Origin of the sequence: Pseudomonas chlororaphis subsp. aurantiaca (assembly GCF_013466605.1) — a bacterium.
In the GTDB taxonomy this organism is placed as follows: domain Bacteria; phylum Pseudomonadota; class Gammaproteobacteria; order Pseudomonadales; family Pseudomonadaceae; genus Aquipseudomonas; species Aquipseudomonas chlororaphis_I.
Map to the genome: position 1 here is coordinate 2,356,053 of NZ_CP059162.1, position 21,042 is coordinate 2,377,094.

Genomic DNA, 21,042 nt, shown 5'->3' on the forward strand with positions numbered 1-21,042 from the left:
AGTAACCCTCGCATAGGACGCTAGAGACAGAAACGCACAAAATGCTCCACTTTTAAAAACTACGAGTCCGCTTTCGGCTGTGGATTATGATCATTGCCGCATGCGGACCATTTTGTGTTTTGGCTCCCATGCGACTTCATACATTAGAAGCGCTCTGAAAAGGCCTCCGTGATTTGGCGCAACCCATGAACATCTATCACCGAGCACAGAGAACTCAATCCGCCGCCACCGGACATTACAGAATGCGCAACATCCACAGCACACCCAAATAAACCACGGCTATCCCCAACGGCAGCACACAAAGCAGTCGAACCTGCGAAAAGAACGAAGGCACGGCTTCCACCGGAGTCGACTCCTCCAGTTGCTGCAACGTCATGACCGCGACACCTTCTTCTGCTGGCGCGTTGAGTCGAGCCTGGATCAGCGGTTCGACTTCTTCGACTTTGCGCATCAGGGTCCGGCCCCAGGTGAACAGGGCCGCGCCGACGAAGATCAACAGGTAGATCACCAGGAATTTCCAGTGGGGCGGGTTGCTCAGGCGGATAAAGTCCGGGGTGGGGCTGTTGTCCCAGAACCAGTCCAGGGGCCGGGTGTTTTCATAGACGGTGAACATGAAGTTCTTGATCGGGCGGTTGATGGTCGCCGCGGCGGTGGTGTAGCTGTCCAGGCGCCAGTGGAGCATTTTCAGGGTGGAAAACACGGTGGAGATCAAGGCGCCGGTAAACAGCAACGCGCCTGCGGCGATGGACAGCCGGTATTTCAGTTGGGCCTGGGTGTAATTCATCTTTGCGTCCTGCGATGAAGAAAAGGGGCGCAATACTATAGCCCGTCGCCTCTGGTCGATAGGGCGGCGCTGGTTCCGAACCTCGAAGGTTTCAGCCGGCACGGCTGTGACAAATGCCACCGGTACCTCGGCCTGAACCACGGGCAAAGCCTGCCGCCAATGAATTTCCTGCCGATGCAATAAGCGCCGTACCAGCACGAGCTAAAGCTGACCAGCGCACCCGCCAAATCGAGACGCCCGTCCCAAACGCTGTCAATATTAAAAATTGTAATCATTTGTATTTACATACAAAAGATAATCGTTATCATTCGCGCGATAATTCCTACAAGAAGGTGTCCATGGTGGTTTCATCGCGCATTTACCCAGCCTCTCTATCGTTGCTGGGCATTCTGGTCGTACCTGATCTACAGGCAGAAACGGAGTCTGCTCTAACCCTTCCGGCCACCGCTGTGAACAGTGAGTACAGCGAGCAGAGCTACATGCCGACCGAGAGCAGGAGTGCGTTGAAGATCGATGCGCCGCTGCGTGATATCCCGCAAACCGTCAACGTGATCCCCCAGAGCGTGATCAAGGATCAGGGCGCGCAGTCGATGGAGGACGTGCTGAAAAATGTCCCCGGTGTCGGCCTGTCCAACGGCGATGGTCAGCGCGATCAGGTCACCATCCGCGGTTTCAGCGCCATTGGCGACATGTACGTCGATGGCATTCGCGACGACGCCCTGTATTTCCGCGACCTGTCCAACGTCGAGCGGGTGGAGGTGATCAAGGGGCCCGCGGCGGTGCTTTATGGCCGCGGCTCATCCGGCGGTCTGATCAACAGCATCAGCAAGAAGCCCAACTTCGCCCCCAAGCAGGAAGTGGGTGTCAGCTTCGACAGCGAGGGTAAAAAGCGCACGCAATTCGACGCCGGTTGGGCCGACCAGCAGCACAACGACAAGGCGTTCCGGGTCACGGGGGCGCTGGAGAACAGCGACACTTTCCGCGATGACGGTTATATCGACCGCAAGGCCATCGCGCCGTCGGCCTACTTCAAGCTCTCGGACGATCTGGAACTGAACCTGGGCGCTACCTATCTGTACGACAAGCGCCTGATCGACTTCGGCATCCCGGCGCGTGGCAATCGCCCGGTCGATGTGGACCGTGACAAGCGCTTCGGTTCCGCCGACCCGGATGACGACTACACCCGCAGCGAGGTGTTTTCGTTCACGGCGGGTATCGACTACCGCATCAACGACGACTTCAGCCTGAGCAACACCAGCCGTTACTACCACTACGATCTGGATCGCAACAACACGCTCGCCGACTCCAGTCCGACTCGCTTCGTCACCGCGCCCAATGGCGAACTGCTGGTAAAGCTCAACCGCGGCAATGTGCAGCGCAAGGAAGATGGCTGGTTCAACCAGACCGAGCTCAAGCAACAGGCGGTGCTCGCCGGGATGAACCACAGCCTGCTTTATGGCGTGGAGCTGGGGCGCCAGGTGAAGGACCAGTCGGTGTTCAGCCAATCCAATGTGGCGCGGGTGCCGGTATATCGCGATGCCCTGGTCGATGTGCCGTTCCAGGCCAACCGGCAGACCGCCAAGGGCAGCAACACCCAGGACACCGCCGGCTTCTATGTGCAGGACCTGATCGAACTGACGCCCCACTGGAAAGCCCTTTTGGGCGTGCGCTATGACGTGTTCGACCAGGAGTACTCCGACGACCTGACCCACAGCAGCCTGTCCCGCACGGATACCACCTGGAGCCCGCGCGTCGGCCTGGTGTATCAGCCTGACCAGATCCAGTCCTATTACATCTCGGTCAGCCGTTCCTACCAGCCGTCCGCGGAAATGTTTGCCCTGAGTACCAGCAACCAGGACCTGGAGCCGGAAGAGACCACCAACTTCGAGATCGGCGGCAAGTGGGACCTGTTCGACAACCGGCTGGCCTTGACCGCGGCGCTGTTCCGTCTGGAACGCACCCATATGAAAACCACCGATCCGGCGAACCCGAGCAAGCTGGTGCTGGCGGGTGAGCAGCGTACCGATGGTCTGGAACTGACCGCCAGCGGGCAGTTGAGCGACAAATGGCAGGTCTATGCCGGCTATGCCTATCTGGATGCCGAGATCACCAAGTCCAACAGCCGTACCAACGGGGTCGCCAACGAAGGCCAGACTCCGACCCTGACCCCGCGCCACAGTGCCAATCTATGGTTGGTGCGTTCCCTGACCCAGGAATGGCGGGTAGGCATGGGGGCGAACTATGTCGATGAGCGTTACACCGCCCTGGACAACCAGGTGGTCATGCCGGCCTACACCACGGTGGATGCGGCCTTGCTGTATAACCTGCCGAAATGGGACATGGCCCTGCGCCTGCGTAACGTTTTCGACAAGGACTATTACGCCTCGGCGCATGGCTCGGTGGACCTGATCACGCCCGGCGCGCCACGGACCCTGGAGCTGAGCGCCAACTATCGGTTCTGAAGGCGGACCTGAGAGCAAAGCCCGGCAGTGCGAACACTGCCGGGCTTTTTTTATGCCGGTCACTCGGCCCTGGCGGGTCTCCTATACTGATTCGCGCCGACAGGTTCCAGATACCCGAATGCCGCCCCGTCGGCACCCTCACAGCTCCCCCTCCCAGTCACTGCAAGGAGACCAACCATGGCAATCCGCATTGGCGACGAAGCACCCGATTTCACTGCCGACACGACCGAAGGTCCGCTGCATTTCCACGAGTGGATCGGCGATAAATGGGCAATCCTGTTCTCCCACCCCAAGGACTTCACCCCGGTGTGCACCACCGAGCTCGGTTATATGGCCAGGCTCAAGCCGGAATTCGACAAACGCAACACCAAGATTGTCGGGCTCAGTATCGACCCGGTCAGCGACCATAAGGCCTGGATTGGCGACATCCAGGAAACCCAGGGGCATGCGGTCAACTACCCGATGATTGGCGACGAAAACCTGGTGGTGGCCAAGCTCTACGACATGATCCACCCCAATGCCAGTGGCGGCGCGCGCACCGCCGTGGACAACGCCACCGTGCGTTCGGTGTTCATCATCGGCCCGGACAAGAAGGTCAAGGCCATGCTGGTCTACCCGATGAGCGCCGGGCGCAATTTCGATGAGGTGCTGCGCCTGCTCGATTCCCTGCAACTGAATGCCAAGCACACCGTCGCCACCCCGGTGAACTGGCGCCCGGGCGAGGACGTGATCATTCCCACCTCGGTATCCGACGAGGACGCCAGGAAGAAATATCCGCAAGGCTTCAAGACGTTGAAGCCTTATCTGCGCACCGTGCAGCAACCGAAGTAACCACCACCGACAAGGGCTTGCTCACGGAGCTGGCCTGCGGGGATGACGCGACGCCGGACAGGGCTCACCCGGCAAACCTCCGTGGCGCCGCAGTTACTTCCATGGGTGCGCTTTTAGCCAGGATGGGCAGCCACTGCCCATCCGCGGTTCGAACCGTCCGTCTTGCCTATCGATACCGCTGAGTGCCGGGCGGGGTGCGCCGCGAACCCTCGTGGCCTGACAAGCGCTATCCTTGAGCCTTCCTTCCGTTGCCAGAGCCCACCCATGCTCGATGTTCAAGCCGTCTGCAAAAGCTACGCCACGCCCCAGGGCCCGTTGACGGTGTTGCAGGGGGTCGACCTGCACCTGGAGCAGGGCGGCAGCCTGGCGCTGATGGGCGAGTCGGGCAGTGGCAAGAGCACCTTGCTGCACTTGATCGCCGGCCTGGACAAGGTCGATCGCGGCAGCATCCGCATCGGCGAGCAGCAGCTGGAGCGGATGAACGAAAACCAGCTGGCCAACTGGCGGCGGACCGAAGTCGGGCTGGTGTTCCAGCAGTTCAACCTGATCGGCAGCCTGCGGGTGGAGGACAACCTGGGGTTCCAGGCGCGGCTGGCCGGGCGTTTCGATGAGCGCTGGCAGGCGCAACTGGTGGAGCGCCTGGGCCTGGGGGATCTGCTGCTGCGTTATCCGGAGCAACTGTCCGGCGGCCAGCAACAGCGGGTGGCCCTGGGCCGTGCCCTGGCCGGCAAACCGCGGCTGCTGCTGGCCGACGAACCCACCGGCAGCCTCGACGAAGCCACCAGCGATGACGTGCTGCAACTGTTGCTGGAGCTGCTGGCCGATACCCCCACCAGTCTGTTGATGGTCACCCACAGCCAGCGCGTGGCCAGTCGCCTGGGGCGGATCGCGGTGCTGCATGGCGGGCGTCTGGCCGGCGCGGGCGAGCACTGAGGTGCGGGTTTTCTGGCACAGCCTGCGGGCGCTGCTCAGCCATTGGCGGCGGCACCCGGTGCAGTTTTTCAGTGTGCTGACCGGGCTGTGGCTGGCCACCAGCCTGTTGACCGGGGTGCAGGCGCTCAACAGTCAGGCGCGGGACAGTTACGCCAAGGCCAGCCAGCTGATCGGCGGCGCGCCCCAGTCCAGCCTGGCCACGACCAATGGCGCGCCGTTTTCCCAGGACGTGTTCGTCGGCCTGCGCCGGGCCGGCTGGCCGGTGTCGCCGGTGGTGCAAGGCCGGTTGACGCTCAAGGGCCATGAGCAGCAGCGCCTGCAATTGCTGGGGATCGAGCCGCTGTCGTTGCCGGCCGGTTCGGCGGTCGCCGGCCAAGTGCTGGATTCCGCGCGGATGGTCGAATTCGTCAGCCCGCCGGGCAACACCTGGATCGCCCCGCAGACCCTGCAAGCCCTCGGCTATCGCGAAGGCGATCGGCCGACCACCGCGAGCGGCCAGCCACTGCCGCCGCTGCACAGCCAGGCGGACATGGCGCCGGGGCTGCTGCTGGTGGATATCGGTTTTGCCCAGTCGCTGCTGGGCTTGCCGCAGCAGCTCTCACGGCTGCTGTTGCCGGCGGATTTCGCCGCCAGCGCGCCGGCCTTGCCCGATGAATTCAAGGGCCTGCTGGTACTCAAGCGCGGCAGTGAGGAAAACGATCTGGCGCGCCTGACCGAGAGTTTTCACCTGAACCTCGATGCCCTGGGGTTCCTGTCGTTCCTGGTCGGCCTGTTTATCGTGCATGCGGCCATCGGCCTGGCCCTGGAGCAGCGGCGCGGCCTGCTGCGGACCCTGCGCGCCTGCGGGGTCAGCGCGCGGATGCTGATTGCCTGCCTCTGTGTCGAACTGGGCGGCCTGGCCTTGCTCGGCGGCCTGGCCGGGGTGCTCAGCGGCTACCTGCTGGCCAGTGTGCTGCTGCCGGATGTCGCCGCCAGCCTGCGTGGCCTGTATGGCGCCGAGGTAGCGGGGCAGTTGAGCCTGAGCCCCTGGTGGTGGTTCGGCGGCATCGGCCTGAGCCTGCTCGGCGCCTTGCTGGCGGGGGCCAACAGTCTGTTGCGGGCCGCGCGTTTGCCATTGCTGGCGCTGGCCGATCCCCAGGCCTGGCACCAGGCGTATGCGCGCTGGCTGCGGCGCCAGGCCTGGGTGGCGACGGCCCTGGCGGCGCTGGCGGGCGCGGCCTGGATCTGGGGCGACAGCCTGGGCAGCGGTTTTGTCCTGATGGCGGGCTTGCTGTTGGGGGCGGCCCTGGGGCTGCCGGTGTTGCTCAATGGGTTGCTCAGCGTGCTGCTCGGGCGCAGCCGGTCGGTGCTCGGGCAGTGGTTTCTCGCCGATTGCCGGCAGCAGTTGCCGGCCCTGAGCCTGGCCTTGATGGCGCTGCTGCTGGCCCTGGCCGCCAATATCGGCGCCGGCAGCATGACCGCCGGTTTTCGCCAGACCTTCGACGACTGGCTCGACCAGCGCCTGAGCGCCGAGCTGTACATCAATCCGCAAACCCCGGCACAGGCGCGGGAACTGCAACGCTGGCTGCCCGAGCAACCCGCCATTGCCGCGGTACTGCCGGTCTGGCAGGTGGCGCCGCAACTGCAAGGCTGGCCGGCGGACCTGTACGGGGTGATCGACCATGCCAGCTACCGCCAGCATTGGCCCTTGCTCGAGGCCCTGGGCGAGCAGCCCTGGACCCAACTGGCCAGCGCCGACACCCTGATGCTCAGCGAGCAGACCGCGCGCCGGCTCAAGGTGCGCCTGGGCGATCGGCTGGAGATTCCCGTGCCGGTGGGGCAGTGGGCGCCGCAAGTGGTGGCGATCTATGCCGACTACGGCAACCCCAGGGGCCATCTGCTGGTGAATGCCGAGCACCTGCTGGCGCATTGGCCGCAGCTGACGCCCAACCGCTTTAATCTGCGCATCGAACCCGCCGCCGTGGCGCCGCTGGTAAGCGCCTTGCAGCAGCGCTTTGGCCTCGACGACAGCCGCATCGTCGAGCAGGCGCAGCTCAAGGGCTGGTCGAGCCAGATATTCGAGCGCACCTTCGCCGCCACCGCCGCGCTCAACAGCCTGACCCTGGGGGTGGCCGGCGTGGCGCTGTTTATCAGCCTGCTGACCCAGAGCCAGAGCCGCCTCGGCCAGCTCGCGCCGCTGTGGGCGCTGGGGGTGAGCCGGCGCCAGTTGATGCTGCTCAACCTCGGGCAGACCTGGCTGCTGGCGCTGCTGACCTTGCTCCTGGCGCTGCCGCTGGGCATTGCCCTGGCCTGGTGCCTGGACACGGTGATCAACGTCCAGGCCTTCGGCTGGCGCCTGCCGTTGCGGGTGTTCCCGCTGCAACTGGTGCAACTGCTGGCCCTGGCGGTATTGGCCACCTTGCTTGCGTCGGCCTGGCCGTTGCTGCGGTTGTATCGCAGCCAGCCGGCGGATCTGCTCAGGACTTTCGCCCATGAAGATTGAACTGCTGCTTGGCCTGTTACTGGTGTCAGCCCTGTGCGGTTGCGATAAAGGCGCCGAGCCGGCGCAAGGTTTCGCTGGCCTGGGCGAGGACGCCGCGGCGTTCACCCAGGTGGTGCCGGGGCGGGTGTTCAGCTTCCCGGCGGACCATGGTGTGCATGACGGTTTTCGCATCGAGTGGTGGTACCTCACCGCCGACCTCAAGGCCAGCGACGGCCAGCGCTTGGGCGTGCAGTGGACGCTGTTTCGCAGCGCCTTGCGCGCCGAGCCCGACCAGCCTGGCTGGCAGGCGCCCAATGTCTGGCTCGGTCACGCCGCCGCGACTTCGGCCAACACCCATCACGCCACCGAACGTTACGCCCGTGGTGGAGTGGGGCAGGCCGGGGTGACCGTGCAGCCGTTCAAGGCCTGGATCGACGACTGGAGTTTTACCAGCCAGTCCGCCGGTGCCGATCCGCTGGCCCATATGCAATTGCAGGCCAGCGGCCCGGGTTTCGCCTACCGCTTGCAGCTGCGCAGCGACCGGCCCCTGGTGCTTCAGGGCGAGGGCGGCTACAGCCGCAAGTCCGAGCAGGGCCAGGCGTCCTATTACTACAGCCAGCCGTTTTTCCAGGCCACCGGCAGCCTGCAGATCGATGGCCAGACCTATGAGGTCAGCGGCCCGGCCTGGCTCGACCGCGAATGGAGCAGCCAGCCCCTGGCGGCCGGGCAGAGCGGTTGGGACTGGTTCTCCCTGCACCTGGACAGCGGCGAGCGGCTGATGCTGTTCCGCGTGCGGGAAAACCACAAGCCGCCCTATATCACTGGCACCTGGATCGAGCCCAACGGCCACACCCAGACCCTGCACAAGGACGATATCCAGCTCACCCCGCTGGAGGATTCCAAGGTGGCCGGGCGCACGCTGCCCACCCGCTGGCGTCTGCGCATTCCCGGCCGCGGCCTGGATATCAGTGCCGAGGCACTCAACCCCAAGGCCTGGATGAACCTGCGCATTCCTTATTGGGAAGGCCCGGTGCAACTGAGCGGCAGCCATACCGGCAGCGGTTATCTGGAGATGACCGGTTATTAACGAGGTATTCGTGAGTACCACTCATTAGTTATTTGCCCAATATTCATTTATCTCTTGCGTCAAACTGTGAGTGGTTTTCTGTTGAACTAATAAAGTGTCGATTCATGATTTCGACTCAATATTCTTTTCCCCTGCGCAGCATTTATCTTTTTTCTCAAAGACGGAGAATTCGCTCAACTTAAATATCACTGAGGTTCTCCGTCATGTTCAGCCTGAAAAAATTCGCAGCCTTGTTCCTTGCCTTGCTGGCCTTGTCTTCCGTGCTCAGCGTGCAGGCCGAGGAGTCCGGCGCCTTTGTCGAAAGAAACCGCGTACTGAGCGCGGGCTCGGCACAAAACTGAAGTTTCAAGTTCAAGCGGCCGCTGCTGGAAAGTAGGCGGCCGACTCTTTTGTGTGCCTGAAAACTGGGTTGCAAAGTTGTTCGCCAGCCCCGGAGAAAGTTATGAAACCAGGATTATCCGCGATGAAGTCCAAACCCTTGAAGTTTGCCGCATTGTCGGCCGTCGGCCTGGCGCTGCTGTCGGCGTTGTCCGGCTGCGGTCCGGACCAGGTACTGGCCCCGCCCGCGCCGCCGACGGTTTCGGTGAGCCAGCCGGTGAACCGGCAGATCATCGATTGGGACAGTTTCACCGGACGTTTCGAGGCTACCGATTCGGTGGAAGTGCGTTCGCGGGTCAGCGGCTACCTGGAAGAGGTCGCCTTCACCGACGGCGCCATCGTCAAGAAGGGCGACCTGCTGTTCGTCATCGATTCGCGCTCCTTCCAGGCCGCGGTGGTCCAGGCCCAGGGCAAGCTGGCCCAGGTACGTTCGCAACTGGCCCTGGCCGAGCAGGAGTATGCCCGGGCCAAGGTGCTGATCGAGTCGAAGACCATTGCCCGCAGCCTGTATGACCAGCGCTTGCAGGCGCGGCAGGCGGCCCAGGCCGAAGTCCTGAGCGCCGAAGGCGCCTTGAGCAATGCCCGGCTCGACCTGGAGTTCACTCGCATCACCGCGCCCATGAGCGGGCGGATCAGCCGCAAGCTGATCAGCGAAGGCAACCTGGTCAATGGCGGCAACAACAATGCGACCCTGCTGACCACCATCGTGTCCCTGGACCCCATCGACATCTACTTCGATATCGATGAGCAGAGCTACCTCAAGTACCGCCGCCAGGAGCAGGGCGCCGTGGGCCAGAACCCGGTGCGCATCGCCTTGCCGGGGCAGAGCGAGCCGACCCTGAGCGGGCGCATGGACTTCATCGACAATCGCCTCGACCCGTCCACCGGCACCCTGCGCCAGCGCGCCCGGGTGGCCAACCCGGATTTGCGCCTGAGCCCGGGGCAGTTCGGGCGTGTGCAGTTCTCCGGGCGCCCGAGCTATCAGGCGCTGTTGCTGCCGGACACGGCGATCAGCGTCGATGCCACGCGCAAGGTGGTCTATGTGCTCAATGCGCAGAACCAGGTGGAACTGCGTCCGGTGCAACTGGGCAAGCTGCATGACGGCCTGCGCGAAGTCGCCAGCGGCCTGCTGCCCGAGGACCGGGTAATCGTCGACGGCATCCAGCGGGTGCGCGTCGGCGAGACCGCGACCGCCAGCGAGCAGGCCCTGGCGCTGGCGCCGAAGGCCTCGGCCAGCGAAGGAGCGCCGCTATGAACCTGGGGAAAATCTCCGTCGAACAGCCGGTGCTGGCGATCGTGCTGTCCATCGTGCTGATGATCGTCGGCGGCCTGGCCTACCTGATCCTGCCGACGTCCGAGTACCCGGACATCGCGCCGCCCACCGTGGTGGTGCAGGCGACCTACCCGGGCGCGTCGGCGCAGACCGTGGCCGAGACCCTGGCGATCCCCCTCGAACAGGAGGTCAACGGCGTCGAGGACATGCTTTACATGTACAGCCAGGCGACCTCCGATGGCAGCCTCAACCTGACCGTGACGTTCAAGAGCGGCACCGATGTCGACAAGGCCCAGGTGCTGGTGCAGAACCGTGTGGCCCTGGCCACGCCACGCCTGCCGGAGCCGGTACAGCGCAGCGGCGTGTCGGTGCGCAAGTCGTCGCCGACCCAGCTGTCGACCATCTTCATTTCCTCGCCCAAGGGCACCTACGACCAGCTCTACGTTTCCAACTTCGCCATCCGGACCGTCGCCGATACCCTCAAGCGCATCGACGGCGTGGGCGACATCAATCCGCTGGGCGCCCGTGAATACTCCATGCGCATCTGGCTCGACCCGGAACGCGTGGCGTCCTTCAACCTGACACCGGCGGACATCATTGCCGCGGTGCGCGCGCAGAACACCCAGGTGGCGGGCGGGGTGATCGCGCAACCGCCGGTGGCGTCCCAGGCCTTCCAGCCGAACCTGATTTTCGAAGGCCGCCTGAAAGAGCCGGCAGACTTCGACAACATCGTCATCAAGTCCGGCAGCGCCGGGCGCCTGGTGCGCCTGAAGGATGTGGCGCGCACCGAAATCGCCGGCCTGGCCTACGTCAACAACACCTATTACCTGCGCCACCCGGCCATCGGCTTGCAGGTGCTGCAACGTCCCGGCGCCAATGCCCTGGCCACCATGAAGGTGGTCGAGCAAACGATGCAGGACCTGAGCAAGGAATTCCCCGAAGGCATCGAATACAGCATCGGCTATAACCCCACCGCGTTCATCGCCGACAGCATCGGCGAGCTGGGCAAGACCATCTACGAGGCGGTGATCCTGGTGGTGCTGGTGATCCTGGTATTCCTGCAAGGCTGGCGTCCGTCGATCATCCCGATCCTGGCGATTCCGGTGTCGCTGGTGGGGACCTTCGCGGTCATGGCCATGCTCGGTTACTCGATCAACAACCTGACCCTGTTCGGCCTGGTGCTGGCGGTGGGCATCGTGGTCGACAATGCCATCGTCGTGGTGGAAAACGTCGAGCGTCATCTGGCCGAAGGCAAGAGCCCGTTGCAGGCCACGCTGATCACCATGCAGGAAATTGGCGGCGCGCTGGTGGCGATCACCCTGGTGCTCTGCGCGGTGTTCATTCCCACGGCGTTCATTCCGGGGATCTCCGGTGAGTTCTTCCGTCAGTTCGGCATCACCATCGCGGTGGCCACGGCGATCTCGCTGTTCAACTCGGTGACCCTGTCGCCGGCGCTGGCGGCGATGATTCTGCGACGCCACGACCCCAAGGCGCATCAGGCGCCACGGCGCGGCGTGTCCGGCCTGCTCAAGCGCGCAGCGGAAGGCTTCAACCGCGGCTTCCTCAAGCTTTCGGTGGGCTATGCCGGCAGCGTACGTGGCCTGGTGGCGCGCACTCCATTGATGCTGGCGATCTACGCGGTATTGATCGCGGCCACGGCATACCTGCTGGTGTCCACGCCCAAGGGCTTCATTCCGGCCCAGGACCGCGGTTACCTGGTGGTGATCGTGCAACTGCCGGAAGGCGCTGCGCTGGAGCGCACCAATGAGATTTCCCGGCAGATCGAAGCCATCGCCCTGCAGGTGCCGGGTGTCGACCGGGTGCCGACGTTCTCCGGGTTCTCCATGGTCACCGGTACCAGCTCTTCCAACTCGTCCGGCCTGGCGCCGGTGTTCGAACCCTGGTCCAAGCGCAAGCTGCGCGGCCTGACCTCGGACAAGATCGCCGCCGACCTGCGTGAGCGCCTGAAAGTGGTCAGCGGCGCGTCGGTGATTGTCGCCACGCCGCCTCCGGTCCAGGGCCTGGGCAGCACCGGCGGCTTCTCCATGCGCCTGCAGGACCGTGCCGGCCTGGGCAGCCAGGCCCTGGCCAAGGCCACCGAGCAACTGATCGCCGCGGCCAATGCAACCCAGGGCATGACCGGTGTCTACTCGCCGTTCTCGGCCCGTACGCCGCAGGTGTTCGTCGAGCTGGACCGTGAGCGCGCCGAGATGCTCGGGGTGCCCAGCAGCCAGATCAACCAGGCCATCGAGACCTATTTCGGCTCGACCTACATCAACGACTTCAACTTGGTGGGGCGCACCTATCGGGTGACGGCCCAGGCGGACTTGCCGTACCGGGTCACGCCAGAGGACCTGGCGCGGGTCAAGGTGCGCAACGAGGCCGGTGACATGGTGCCGATCGCCAGCGTCACGCGGTTGCACGAGTCGCTGGGGGTCGAGCGTTTCCCACGCTACAACCTGTTCCCGACCGCGGAAATCAACGGCGACACCTTGCCCGGGCTGGGCTCCGATTTCGCCCTGCAAACCATGGAGCGCCTGGCCGAGCAGACCCTGCCTCCGGGCATCACCTACCAGTGGACCGACCTGAGCTACCAGCAGACCACCGCCGGCAACATGGGCCTGCTGGTATTCCCGCTCTGTGTGATCTTCGTCTACCTGGTGCTGGCCGCGCAGTACGGCAGCTGGAGCCTGCCGCTGGCAATCCTGCTGATCGTGCCCATGTGTCTGCTGGCCGCCGCCGGTGGCGTGCGCCTGATGGGCCTGGACATCAACATCCTGACCCAGATCGGATTCATCGTGCTGGTGGGGCTGGCGGCGAAAAACGCCATCCTGATCGTCGAGGTGGCGCGGCAGCAGGAGCAGGACGGGCAGGGCATCGTTGATGCCGTGGTGGAGGCGTGTCGCCTGCGCCTGCGACCGATCCTGATGACCTCCCTGGCCTTCATCCTCGGTGTGCTGCCGCTGGTGCTGTCCGAGGGCGCCGGTTCGGAAATGCGCCAGGCGGTCGGTTCGGCGGTGTTCTTCGGCATGATCGGCGTGACCCTGTTCGGCCTGCTGTTCACCCCGATCTTCTATGTCCTGATCCGCCGTCTCGCCGGGGGCGAGCGGCGGTTGCAGGCCCCATCCAGCGTCTCTGCTTCGGGAGTGGTCCATGAATAACCTGCTGCGTTTTCCCGCCCTGGCCTTTACCGCGGCGCTGCTTGCGGCCTGCGCCGCGCCGACCTTGCCACCGGCTGTCGAGGCGCCCGCCGGGCGTTTCGTCAATGCGCCGCAAATCCCGACGGCGGGCATTGCCGAGCAATGGTGGACGCTGTACCACGACCCTTTGCTCGACCGCCTGGTGGCGCGGGCGCTGGAGGAAAGCCTCGACCTGCAGATCGCCCTGGTGCGGATCGATGCCAGTCGTGCCTTGCGCGGCGTCGCGGCCGCCGGCGCGAGCCCCGAGCTGAACCTGGGGGCCAGTGCCGCCCGGCAACGGATCTCGGCGGACCAGGCCGGGTTCAGCGAACCCTTGATTACCGAGCCGCTGAGCCTGGGTCTCGACGCCTCCTGGGAGATCGACCTGTTCGGGCGGATTCGCGAAGGCGTGCGGGCCGCCGATGCCGACCTGCAGGCCAGCGCGGAAGAGGCGCGCGGAGTCAAGGTGGCGCTGGTCACCGAGGTGGTGCAGGCCTATGCCCAGGCACGGGGGCTGGAAGAGCGCCTGAGCATCGTGCGGCAGAACGCCGAGAGCCAGAGCCGCACCCTGCAACTGACCGAGCAGTTGTATGCGGCGGGCAGCAGCCCGCAGGCCGATCTGCTGCGGGCGCGTTCCCAGTCGGAATCCACCGCGGCCCAGGTGCCGGCCCTGCAACTGGAGTGGCAGCGTTCGCTGCACCGCCTGGCAGTGTTGCTGGCGCAGCCGAGCGAGGCGCTGTACCAGCAGTTCGCCGCCAGCCCGGCGCAACTGAGCGAGGTGGATCTGGTGGATGCCGGCACCCCGGCCGACCTGCTGCGTCGGCGCCCCGACATCCGCGCTGCCGAGGCCCGGCTGATCGCTGCCTACGCGCGGGTCGGGGTGGCCAAGGCCGACCTGCTGCCGCGCCTGAGCCTGTCGGCGGCCCTGGGCTCGCTGGTCGACGGTGTCAGTGCCGCGAACCTGGCCAGCTCGACCTTCTGGCTGGCCGGTATCAATGCCAGCGTGCCGCTGCTGGACGGCGGACGCCGGCGCGCGGTGGTGGAACTGCGCGATGCCGAGGGGCGCCAGGCCTTGCTCGGCTATCGCCGTACCGTGCTCGGCGCAGTGGCGGAAGTCGAGTCGGCCCTCGCCGCGGCTCGGCGCAATGCCGAGAGCCAGCAGCATCTGGCCAGTGCCGCGGCGCAGGCCAGTTCGGCGGCGCAGCAGATCCAGCGTTCCTGGGCCGCCGGCGAGGCGCCGTTTCTCGATGTGTTGCAGGCCCAGCGGGTCGAGCTCACGGCGCAGAACGCGCTGTCGCGGATCAAGACCGCGCAGTTGCAGAACCAGGCTGTGCTGGTGCGGGCGCTCGGTGGTTGAACGGGGAGCAACGAATCTGTGGTTCGCGGCGGCGTGGGCATTTACAGCGTCTATGCTCAAGCGGCACCGCGCATCTGAAAGGCGCGGGTCTTGTCTTCAATTACAAGGATGAATGTCTATGAAGCCGCTTCACTCTCTGGCCAAAGCCGTTGCCTTGGCCACTCTGTTGTCCGCTGCCAGCCTGCATGCCCATGCCGCCGACATTCCGTTGGCCGGTACCGTGGAGGCCGATGAACTGGTGACCAAGGTGCTCTCCGTGGATGCCGCCAAACATCGCGTGGTGCTGGAAGGTGCCCAGGGCCAACCGGTGCATGTGCAACTTAGCGATCAGGCCAAGGACCTGGGCAATTTGAAGGTGGGCGATCAGGTCAATGTGCGGGTCACCCACGCAGTGGTGGCGGTGCTGGATACCGATGTGGAAAAAGGCCTGCCGAACTCCGCTGAACGCGCCGGGGTGGTTCGCGCCACCAAGGACAACCCCAACCCGGGCGGTGAAGCCTATCGCCAGGTGCAGGTGCAACTGAAGATCACCGACATCGACCTTAAGAACAACCAGCTGACCTTCCAGGGGCCGGCGGGCAACAAGAAGGTCCTGGACGTGGAAAAACCGGAAGTCCAGGCCCGGTTGAAAGACCTCAAGATCGGCCAGAGCGTGGTGGTGACCTACACCGATGTATTGCAAGTCACGACCCAGCACGAAGGTTGACTGAGACCGGGCGCTGGTCGTTGTGGCGGCCGGCGTGCCGGATCTCGAAAGGTCCGTGCGGGGAGTTGAACGAAAGTGAGCGGAATGAAAAAATTTCCGCCAGCTTTGTGTTCAGAATTCTTCAGAAGATGTGCACGGACTTTCTTTTGTCGTTCGATTAAAATAGTTCTCGTTCGCCCGGTGCAAGGGCTCTTTACCGGTGCATGGATTGCCAGGCCAGAGCACTGGGCGAACACCCTCTCCAGGGTTCCCGCCCCACGATTTCCGTAACGCCGCTCATGCCACCCGCACAGGTTCGACGCCTGTTGCCAGCGGTTGCCAAGAGCGCTCGGCTCCCCCTCCAGCAAGACGCCTTAGCGACACAGCCGCCTGCTGCATTGCCTGCCGCCTTGGCCAGCTTCAGCCTCGGGATACGGTGGTGCACAGCTGCAGGCCCAGCGCGCGCATGACCTTGACCACGGTATCGAAGCGCGGCTTGGCCCCCGGGGCAAAAGCCTTGTAGAGGCTGGCCCGGCCCTGGCCGGTGGTCTTGGCAATCTGCGTCATGCCCCGGGCCCTGGCGACGTGGCCCAGGGCGCGGATCAGTTCGTCGGTATCGCCATCGGCCAGGACCTGGGACAGGTATTCGCTGATCGCCTGATCGCTGTCGAGCAGGGCGGCGATGTCGAAGGGAACCAGTGTGTCGGACATATCAGAACTCCTTGGCCAGGGAACGGGCCTGGCAGATATCGGCGGGCTGGCTGGACTTGTCGCCACCCAGCAGCAGGACGATCAGGGTATTGCCGCGAACCGTGAAATAGAGGCGGTAGCCGGCGCCTGTATTCACGCACATTTCCGGGAGGCCGCCACCGAGGTTTTTCACATCGCCCAGGTTGCCCGCCGAAGCCCGCTCGATACGCCGAGCGATGGCTATCCTGGCGCGCAGGTCCCGTAGTGTGGTGTGCCATTGGGCAAAGACGGTCGTCTGCAGGATCTCGTAATCCATGAGAACTGTATCCATATAGAGACAAAATAAAAAGGGGTAATGACCCCCAGGCGACTGACGGTGCACCTGAAGACGTCATGGGAAGGTAAGCAGGAGGGGAGTGGGCGAGGCGGGCTGTTTCGTATCGGCATGTTGTCGACCAGGGCTAGCGAAACACCCTTTAGCCATTGCCCTGCGGCGGCTGCCGGAAAGGGCCAGCATCAGCCGTTCTGGCTGATGCTGTGGGACGCAAAATCAGAGAGCGGGCAGGTTCAGTGCCGTAGCGCATTCCTGGAGCGAGCGCTGTTGGGTGTCGGCGTACAGCTGCAGTTCATCGATGGTCGGGCGCCCCAGGGCCCGCTCGAAAGCCTGCCGGTTGGAGTGACCGGCGTAGTGGCTTTGCGCATCGTCGCCCAGGTTGGACTGGAAGATCCCGGCGGCGCTGACCGGCAGGAAGTCCTCGTACACCAGCGGCTCGGCCCGCACATGCCCGGCGCGGATCAGCGCCTCCAGGCTCGTCGGCCGATCCGCCTGCTGGCGCGCGGCCAGGCCCTGGTCGCTGACGAAGTAGCGGAAGTACGCCAGGCCCTGTTCACGCATGGCCTCGTGGTTGTCGGGAAAGACGCGAAAGTGCTCGGCCATCAGTGTGTTGTAACGCTGGGCGTTGGCTTCGTTGGGGAAGTCACCCAGGGCGTCGCGGGCGGCGTTCAACAGCTGGTCGTACAGCGCCCGGCCTTTGGGGGTGAGGGCGGCGCCGCGCTGTTCGATCTCGCCGAAGCGCGCGCTGTGGCTGCCGCGGCTGTCGGGCTGGTCGGTGAAGGCCACGGGCTCTTCCAGCGCCTTGAAGCTGGTCTGACGCAGCAGGATCGGGCATTCCCGGCGCGGCGGGCCTTCGATCACCGCCTTGGGCGTGATGCCGTGGGCGGGCATCAGCGCTTGCACCTGGTCGATGTCCAGGGTGCGTGGCGTCAGGTGGTTGATATGCGGCCCCTTGAACGCCACCACGTCGGCGATCAGCCGGTGCTGGGCGCTCAGTTGCTGGTACTGCCCGGCCGTGACCGTGGCGCTGTGGTGCCAGCGGAAGGTTTCCAGGGCCTGCTCGACGAATTCCTCGGCGGCGCGATCGTCGAGGCCGCCCTGGGTTTCGGCCTGCTCGATCAGGGCCAGGGCGCGCGGGGTGAAAATGCTTCGGCGCGCCAGCACCGATTCGGCGAAGCTACGCAACTGCGGATTGTCGATCAGCTCCAGGCGCAGCAGCGAGGTGAAGACCCGGAACGGGCAGACCTGCAGGGCGCTTTCATGCACCGCGCGAAAGGCCGTGGAATGCACCGGCACCCCGGCCGGGGTGAGGTCGTAGTAACCCACCGGCTGCATGCCCATGACCGCGAACAGCCGGCCCAGGGTCGCCAGTTCCGTGGCGGTGCCGACGCGAATGGCGCCGTGGCGTTCCAGGTCCAGGCGCTGGATTTCGCCGGTGCTGCGCAGCTGGCGGGCGATCCTCTCGTCGCTGCCCAGGACCCCGGCGTTGACCTGGGCCACCAGTTCCATCAGGGCGCCGTACAGCGGTACTTCCTCGCGGTACATGTCCGACATCGCCCGTGAAAAACGTTGGCGGATCAGGTCTGGGCTGACGAAGCTCTGCAGGCTCATAAACAAGGATTCCCGGCGTAGTGAGACAAAGAGGGTAGCGGTGTTGGCTGGGCCTGATTCTGGTCGGCGCGGGGTGTGCTGACAAACGAAGTTTCTTCCGGACTTCATTCTGCAAATGAATGCAGGCGGGCAGGACGGCTGCACGGTTTGCCCTGGGCGGGCATGGGCCCTCGCGGCCAGGCGAGCCGTAGCGGTTTCCGGGGGGCTGAGCGGTGATGGCTATTTGCCGTTGCGCTGATAGACTTCTGAACACGACCGCATCCCATGGCTTGCGTACCGTTCAACGGAGGCGACTTGGCCTTGACGCCGCACAATGGAGGAAAGGGACTTTCACTGGCCAGGAGGCTGTACAAAACGCGAATTCTGGGGCTGGCCCTCGGTTTCCTTTGCGTGTCCGCGGGCATGTACCCGCTGCACCCGCCGCCCTGGGCCTGGGCGTTCATGCTGTTCAATGCCTTCATCTGGCCGCACCTGGCGTACCAGTGGGCGCGCCGCTCGCCAGTGCCGTTTCGCGGCGAGCATCGCAACCTATTGTTGGATGCCTTCCTCGGCGGGTTCTGGGTGGCGGCCATGCACTTCAACCCGCTGCCGACCACCACCACCCTGTCGCTGATGGCGATGAACAATATCGCCCTGGGCGGCGTGCCCTTTTTCCTTGCCGGTTGCCTGGCGCAAGCGCTGGGGATCGCTGTCGGGCTGCTGCTGTTCGGCGTCGGGTTCGTGGCCCAGAGCAGTGCGCTGCAACTCTATGCCTGCCTGCCGATGCTGACCCTGTATCCGCTGGCCCTGGGTTTTATCTGCTACCAGCAGGCCAATGTCCTGTCCCGGCACAAGCGCGAGTTGCTGGCCCTGAGCCGCACCGACAGCCTGTCGGGCCTGCTCAATCACGGGGCCTGGAAGGACCAGCTGGAAATCGAGTTCCAGCGCTGCCGGCGCCAGGCCTCGACCCAGGGCCAGGGCGGCGCCATCGCGCTGATCGATATCGACCATTTCAAGGCCATCAACGACACCTACGGCCATGTCGCCGGCGACATCGTGTTGCGCCAGTTGAGCAAGCTGCTCAGGCAGAACCTGCGGATCAGCGACCAGGCCGGACGCTACGGTGGCGACGAGTTCTGCGTGATCCTGCCGGACGTGCCGCTGGAGCATGCCGCCGAACTGATGGAGGCCTTGCGTTGCCGTTTCGGCGGGTTGGGCTATGAGCAGAGCCCGGCCCTGCAGGTCAGCCTGAGCATTGGCCTGGCCGCCTATTCTTCGGACCACAGCGATGCCTTGGACTGGTTGAACGATGCCGACCAGGCCTTGTACGAGGCGAAAACCACCGGCCGCAACAAGGTCAGCTGTCGCCGCGGCGACCACTCGCCAAAGGCCCTGCTGAACTCCTTGTGAGGTCGCTCACAGAGCATTGCGCCAGCATGGAGGGGGGCGAATTTGTCAGGTAGGGTGGGCAGCTTCCGACACGAAACAAGGACCGATTCATGACGCAGACTTCCCCTCGCTCATTGCTGGCCGCCCGTATCGGCCTGACCCTCGCCCTTGGCCTGCTGGCCACCCACGCCAGCGCCGCCCCCCACCCCCAAGTGCAGAACGATGCGCAGCAATACCAGGGCGATGCCCTGAAACTGCTGGAGCGCCTGGTGAACATCGACTCAGGCTCCGGCTACGAGGCGGGGCTGAACCAGGTGAGCGACATCGCCATCGCCGAGCTGGAAAAACTTGGCGCCAGCATCGAAAAAGTCCCCAACGGCGCTGCCGGCGGCAACCATGTGCTGGCCAGCCTCAAGGGCACCGGCAAGGCCAGGATCCTGCTGATGGCGCACATGGACACGGTGTTCAAGGAAGGCACCGCGGCCGAGCGGCCGTTCCGCATCCAGGACGGTCGCGCCTACGGCCCCGGGGTGATGGACGACAAGGGCGGTATCGTCGCCGGGATCTATGCGCTGAAGGTCCTGGATAACCTCAAGTTCAAGGACTACGCACAGATCACCTTCCTGCTCGACGCCAGCGAGGAAACCGGTTCCGAGATTGCCACCGAGCTGATCAAGAAAACCGCCAAGGCCCACGACGTGACCTTGAACCTGGAACCGGGGCGCCCGGCCGACGGCCTGGTGGTATGGCGCAAGGGCAGCGCCACGGCGCTGGTCGAGGTCAAGGGCAAGGCGGCCCACGCCGGCGTCGCGCCGGAGCTGGGGCGCAACGCGGCGATGGAAGCGGCGCACCAGATCCTGCAACTGGGCAAGCTGGGGGATGAAGCGAAGAAAACCACCATCAACTTCACCGTGCTCAAGGCCGGCGACCGCACCAACGTGATTCCCGACCAGGCCACCGCCAAGGCGGATGTGCGGGCGGCGGTGCCGGAGGAGTTCGACCGCATCGAGAAGGACCTGGCGCGGGTTTCGGCCAACAAGCTGATCGCCGACACCGAAGTCAAGACCACCTTGCAACGCGGTTTGCCGCCGATGCCGCAGACCGAGCAGTCCGACGCGCTGGTGGCCATGGCCCAGGGCATCTACGGCGAGCTGGGGCGCAAGCTGACCATCGAGGGCAGCGGTGGGGCGGCGGACTCCAGCCTGTCGGCCGGCGTCGGTACGCCGACCCTGGATGGCTTCGGCATCGTCGGCGGCAATATCCACACCCCCGAGGAATACGCCGAAGTCGAGAGCGTGGCGCCGCGCATCTACCTGCTGGCGCGGATGATCATGGAGCTGTCGGCCAAGCACTGATCGCAGGAACAGACGCACTGCATTGTCTGCATGGCCGGACCCTGTAGCCGTGTAACCGTGTAACCGTGTAACCGTGTAGCCCTGTAGCCGCTGCCGAGCCCGCGAGGCTGCGATCGACTGCGCAGCAGGCGCAAGGATCTCAAGACCGCTGGAGGACCTGCGGTCCTGTTGCAGCCTCGCAGGCTCGGCAGCGGCTACAGGGGTGGCGACAGGCGCCCCCGATCCCTCTGCCTATACTCGAAAGCCTCGTCCCC

16 protein-coding genes are annotated in these 21,042 nt (G+C 64.7%); 12 read left to right on the forward strand and 4 right to left on the reverse strand.

Annotated features, from left to right (window positions below; all coding sequences use genetic code 11):
- Window positions 1-235 precede the first annotated feature (235 nt).
- Entirely contained in the window at window positions 236-784 is a 549-nt protein-coding gene (locus tag H0I86_RS11045; protein WP_180925014.1) for a YniB family protein, read from the reverse strand.
- A gap of 338 nt (window positions 785-1,122) precedes the next feature.
- On the opposite strand from H0I86_RS11045, the gene H0I86_RS11050 reads away from it, so the two are divergent.
- The 10 genes from H0I86_RS11050 to H0I86_RS11095 all read left to right on the forward strand — a co-directional run bounded on the left by H0I86_RS11050 (window position 1,123) and on the right by H0I86_RS11095 (window position 15,451).
- Window positions 1,123-3,246: a TonB-dependent receptor gene (locus H0I86_RS11050; protein WP_180925015.1), complete on the forward strand. Its 2,124-nt coding sequence runs from the start codon at window positions 1,123-1,125 to the stop codon at window positions 3,244-3,246.
- A 177-nt stretch (window positions 3,247-3,423) separates the two neighbouring features.
- Window positions 3,424-4,077 carry a peroxiredoxin gene (locus H0I86_RS11055; protein ID WP_180925016.1) on the forward strand — a complete coding sequence of 218 codons (654 nt, stop codon included), beginning with the start codon at window positions 3,424-3,426 and terminating at the stop codon, window positions 4,075-4,077.
- A gap of 264 nt (window positions 4,078-4,341) precedes the next feature.
- Window positions 4,342-5,010, forward strand: coding sequence for an ABC transporter ATP-binding protein (locus H0I86_RS11060; protein WP_180925017.1), 669 nt, complete (start codon window positions 4,342-4,344; stop codon window positions 5,008-5,010).
- Window positions 4,976-7,492 (forward strand): ABC transporter permease, encoded by a 2,517-nt coding sequence (locus tag H0I86_RS11065; protein ID WP_180925018.1) that lies wholly within the window; start codon window positions 4,976-4,978, stop codon window positions 7,490-7,492. The genes H0I86_RS11060 and H0I86_RS11065 overlap by 35 nt, the downstream gene beginning before the upstream one ends.
- Window positions 7,482-8,558, forward strand: coding sequence for a lipocalin-like domain-containing protein (locus H0I86_RS11070; RefSeq protein ID WP_180925019.1), 1,077 nt, complete (start codon window positions 7,482-7,484; stop codon window positions 8,556-8,558). Before H0I86_RS11065 ends, H0I86_RS11070 begins: the two co-directional genes overlap by 11 nt.
- A 203-nt stretch (window positions 8,559-8,761) precedes the next feature.
- Window positions 8,762-8,899 carry a hypothetical protein gene (locus H0I86_RS11075; protein ID WP_180925020.1) on the forward strand — a complete coding sequence of 46 codons (138 nt, stop codon included), beginning with the start codon at window positions 8,762-8,764 and terminating at the stop codon, window positions 8,897-8,899.
- 122 nt (window positions 8,900-9,021) lie between these two features.
- Window positions 9,022-10,191: an efflux RND transporter periplasmic adaptor subunit gene (locus H0I86_RS11080; protein ID WP_258019425.1), complete on the forward strand. Its 1,170-nt coding sequence runs from the start codon at window positions 9,022-9,024 to the stop codon at window positions 10,189-10,191.
- Window positions 10,188-13,370 carry an efflux RND transporter permease subunit gene (locus tag H0I86_RS11085; RefSeq protein ID WP_180925022.1) on the forward strand — a complete coding sequence of 1,061 codons (3,183 nt, stop codon included), beginning with the start codon at window positions 10,188-10,190 and terminating at the stop codon, window positions 13,368-13,370. The genes H0I86_RS11080 and H0I86_RS11085 overlap by 4 nt, the downstream gene beginning before the upstream one ends.
- Window positions 13,363-14,745 (forward strand): efflux transporter outer membrane subunit, encoded by a 1,383-nt coding sequence (locus tag H0I86_RS11090; RefSeq protein ID WP_180925023.1) that lies wholly within the window; start codon window positions 13,363-13,365, stop codon window positions 14,743-14,745. The genes H0I86_RS11085 and H0I86_RS11090 overlap by 8 nt, the downstream gene beginning before the upstream one ends.
- Before the next feature lie 118 nt (window positions 14,746-14,863).
- Window positions 14,864-15,451 (forward strand): hypothetical protein, encoded by a 588-nt coding sequence (locus H0I86_RS11095; protein WP_180925024.1) that lies wholly within the window; start codon window positions 14,864-14,866, stop codon window positions 15,449-15,451.
- 399 nt (window positions 15,452-15,850) lie between these two features.
- Here H0I86_RS11095 and H0I86_RS11100 read toward each other — a convergent pair whose 3' ends face one another.
- The 3 genes from H0I86_RS11100 to hglS all read right to left on the reverse strand — a co-directional run bounded on the left by H0I86_RS11100 (window position 15,851) and on the right by hglS (window position 18,065).
- Entirely contained in the window at window positions 15,851-16,141 is a 291-nt protein-coding gene (locus tag H0I86_RS11100; protein ID WP_038580367.1) for an addiction module antidote protein, read from the reverse strand.
- Window position 16,142: 1 nt separating this feature from the next.
- Window positions 16,143-16,436: a type II toxin-antitoxin system RelE/ParE family toxin gene (locus H0I86_RS11105; RefSeq protein WP_180925025.1), complete on the reverse strand. Its 294-nt coding sequence runs from the start codon at window positions 16,434-16,436 to the stop codon at window positions 16,143-16,145.
- Window positions 16,437-16,670: 234 nt separating this feature from the next.
- Entirely contained in the window at window positions 16,671-18,065 is a 1,395-nt protein-coding gene (gene hglS, locus H0I86_RS11110) for a 2-oxoadipate dioxygenase/decarboxylase HglS (RefSeq protein WP_180925026.1), read from the reverse strand.
- A 264-nt stretch (window positions 18,066-18,329) separates the two neighbouring features.
- On the opposite strand from hglS, the gene H0I86_RS11115 reads away from it, so the two are divergent.
- Window positions 18,330-19,454: a diguanylate cyclase gene (locus H0I86_RS11115; RefSeq protein ID WP_180925027.1), complete on the forward strand. Its 1,125-nt coding sequence runs from the start codon at window positions 18,330-18,332 to the stop codon at window positions 19,452-19,454.
- Window positions 19,455-19,543: 89 nt separating this feature from the next.
- On the forward strand, window positions 19,544-20,788 hold the full coding sequence (locus H0I86_RS11120; RefSeq protein WP_180925028.1) for a M20/M25/M40 family metallo-hydrolase: 1,245 nt from the start codon (window positions 19,544-19,546) through the stop codon (window positions 20,786-20,788).
- Window positions 20,789-21,042: the final 254 nt, after the last annotated feature.

Coding starts and splice junctions, on each gene's coding strand:
- H0I86_RS11120 (WP_180925028.1), top strand. CDS start 19,544: ATGACGCAGACTTCCCCTCGCTCATTGCTGGCCGCCCGTATCGGCCTG.
- H0I86_RS11090 (WP_180925023.1), top strand. CDS start 13,363: ATGAATAACCTGCTGCGTTTTCCCGCCCTGGCCTTTACCGCGGCGCTG.
- H0I86_RS11055 (WP_180925016.1), top strand. CDS start 3,424: ATGGCAATCCGCATTGGCGACGAAGCACCCGATTTCACTGCCGACACG.
- hglS (WP_180925026.1), bottom strand. CDS start 18,065: ATGAGCCTGCAGAGCTTCGTCAGCCCAGACCTGATCCGCCAACGTTTT.
- H0I86_RS11115 (WP_180925027.1), top strand. CDS start 18,330: ATGGCTTGCGTACCGTTCAACGGAGGCGACTTGGCCTTGACGCCGCAC.
- H0I86_RS11045 (WP_180925014.1), bottom strand. CDS start 784: ATGAATTACACCCAGGCCCAACTGAAATACCGGCTGTCCATCGCCGCA.
- H0I86_RS11095 (WP_180925024.1), top strand. CDS start 14,864: ATGAAGCCGCTTCACTCTCTGGCCAAAGCCGTTGCCTTGGCCACTCTG.
- H0I86_RS11070 (WP_180925019.1), top strand. CDS start 7,482: ATGAAGATTGAACTGCTGCTTGGCCTGTTACTGGTGTCAGCCCTGTGC.
- H0I86_RS11060 (WP_180925017.1), top strand. CDS start 4,342: ATGCTCGATGTTCAAGCCGTCTGCAAAAGCTACGCCACGCCCCAGGGC.
- H0I86_RS11105 (WP_180925025.1), bottom strand. CDS start 16,436: ATGGATTACGAGATCCTGCAGACGACCGTCTTTGCCCAATGGCACACC.
- H0I86_RS11065 (WP_180925018.1), top strand. CDS start 4,976: ATGGCGGGCGTCTGGCCGGCGCGGGCGAGCACTGAGGTGCGGGTTTTC.
- H0I86_RS11100 (WP_038580367.1), bottom strand. CDS start 16,141: ATGTCCGACACACTGGTTCCCTTCGACATCGCCGCCCTGCTCGACAGC.
- H0I86_RS11075 (WP_180925020.1), top strand. CDS start 8,762: ATGTTCAGCCTGAAAAAATTCGCAGCCTTGTTCCTTGCCTTGCTGGCC.
- H0I86_RS11085 (WP_180925022.1), top strand. CDS start 10,188: ATGAACCTGGGGAAAATCTCCGTCGAACAGCCGGTGCTGGCGATCGTG.
- H0I86_RS11080 (WP_258019425.1), top strand. CDS start 9,022: ATGAAGTCCAAACCCTTGAAGTTTGCCGCATTGTCGGCCGTCGGCCTG.
- H0I86_RS11050 (WP_180925015.1), top strand. CDS start 1,123: ATGGTGGTTTCATCGCGCATTTACCCAGCCTCTCTATCGTTGCTGGGC.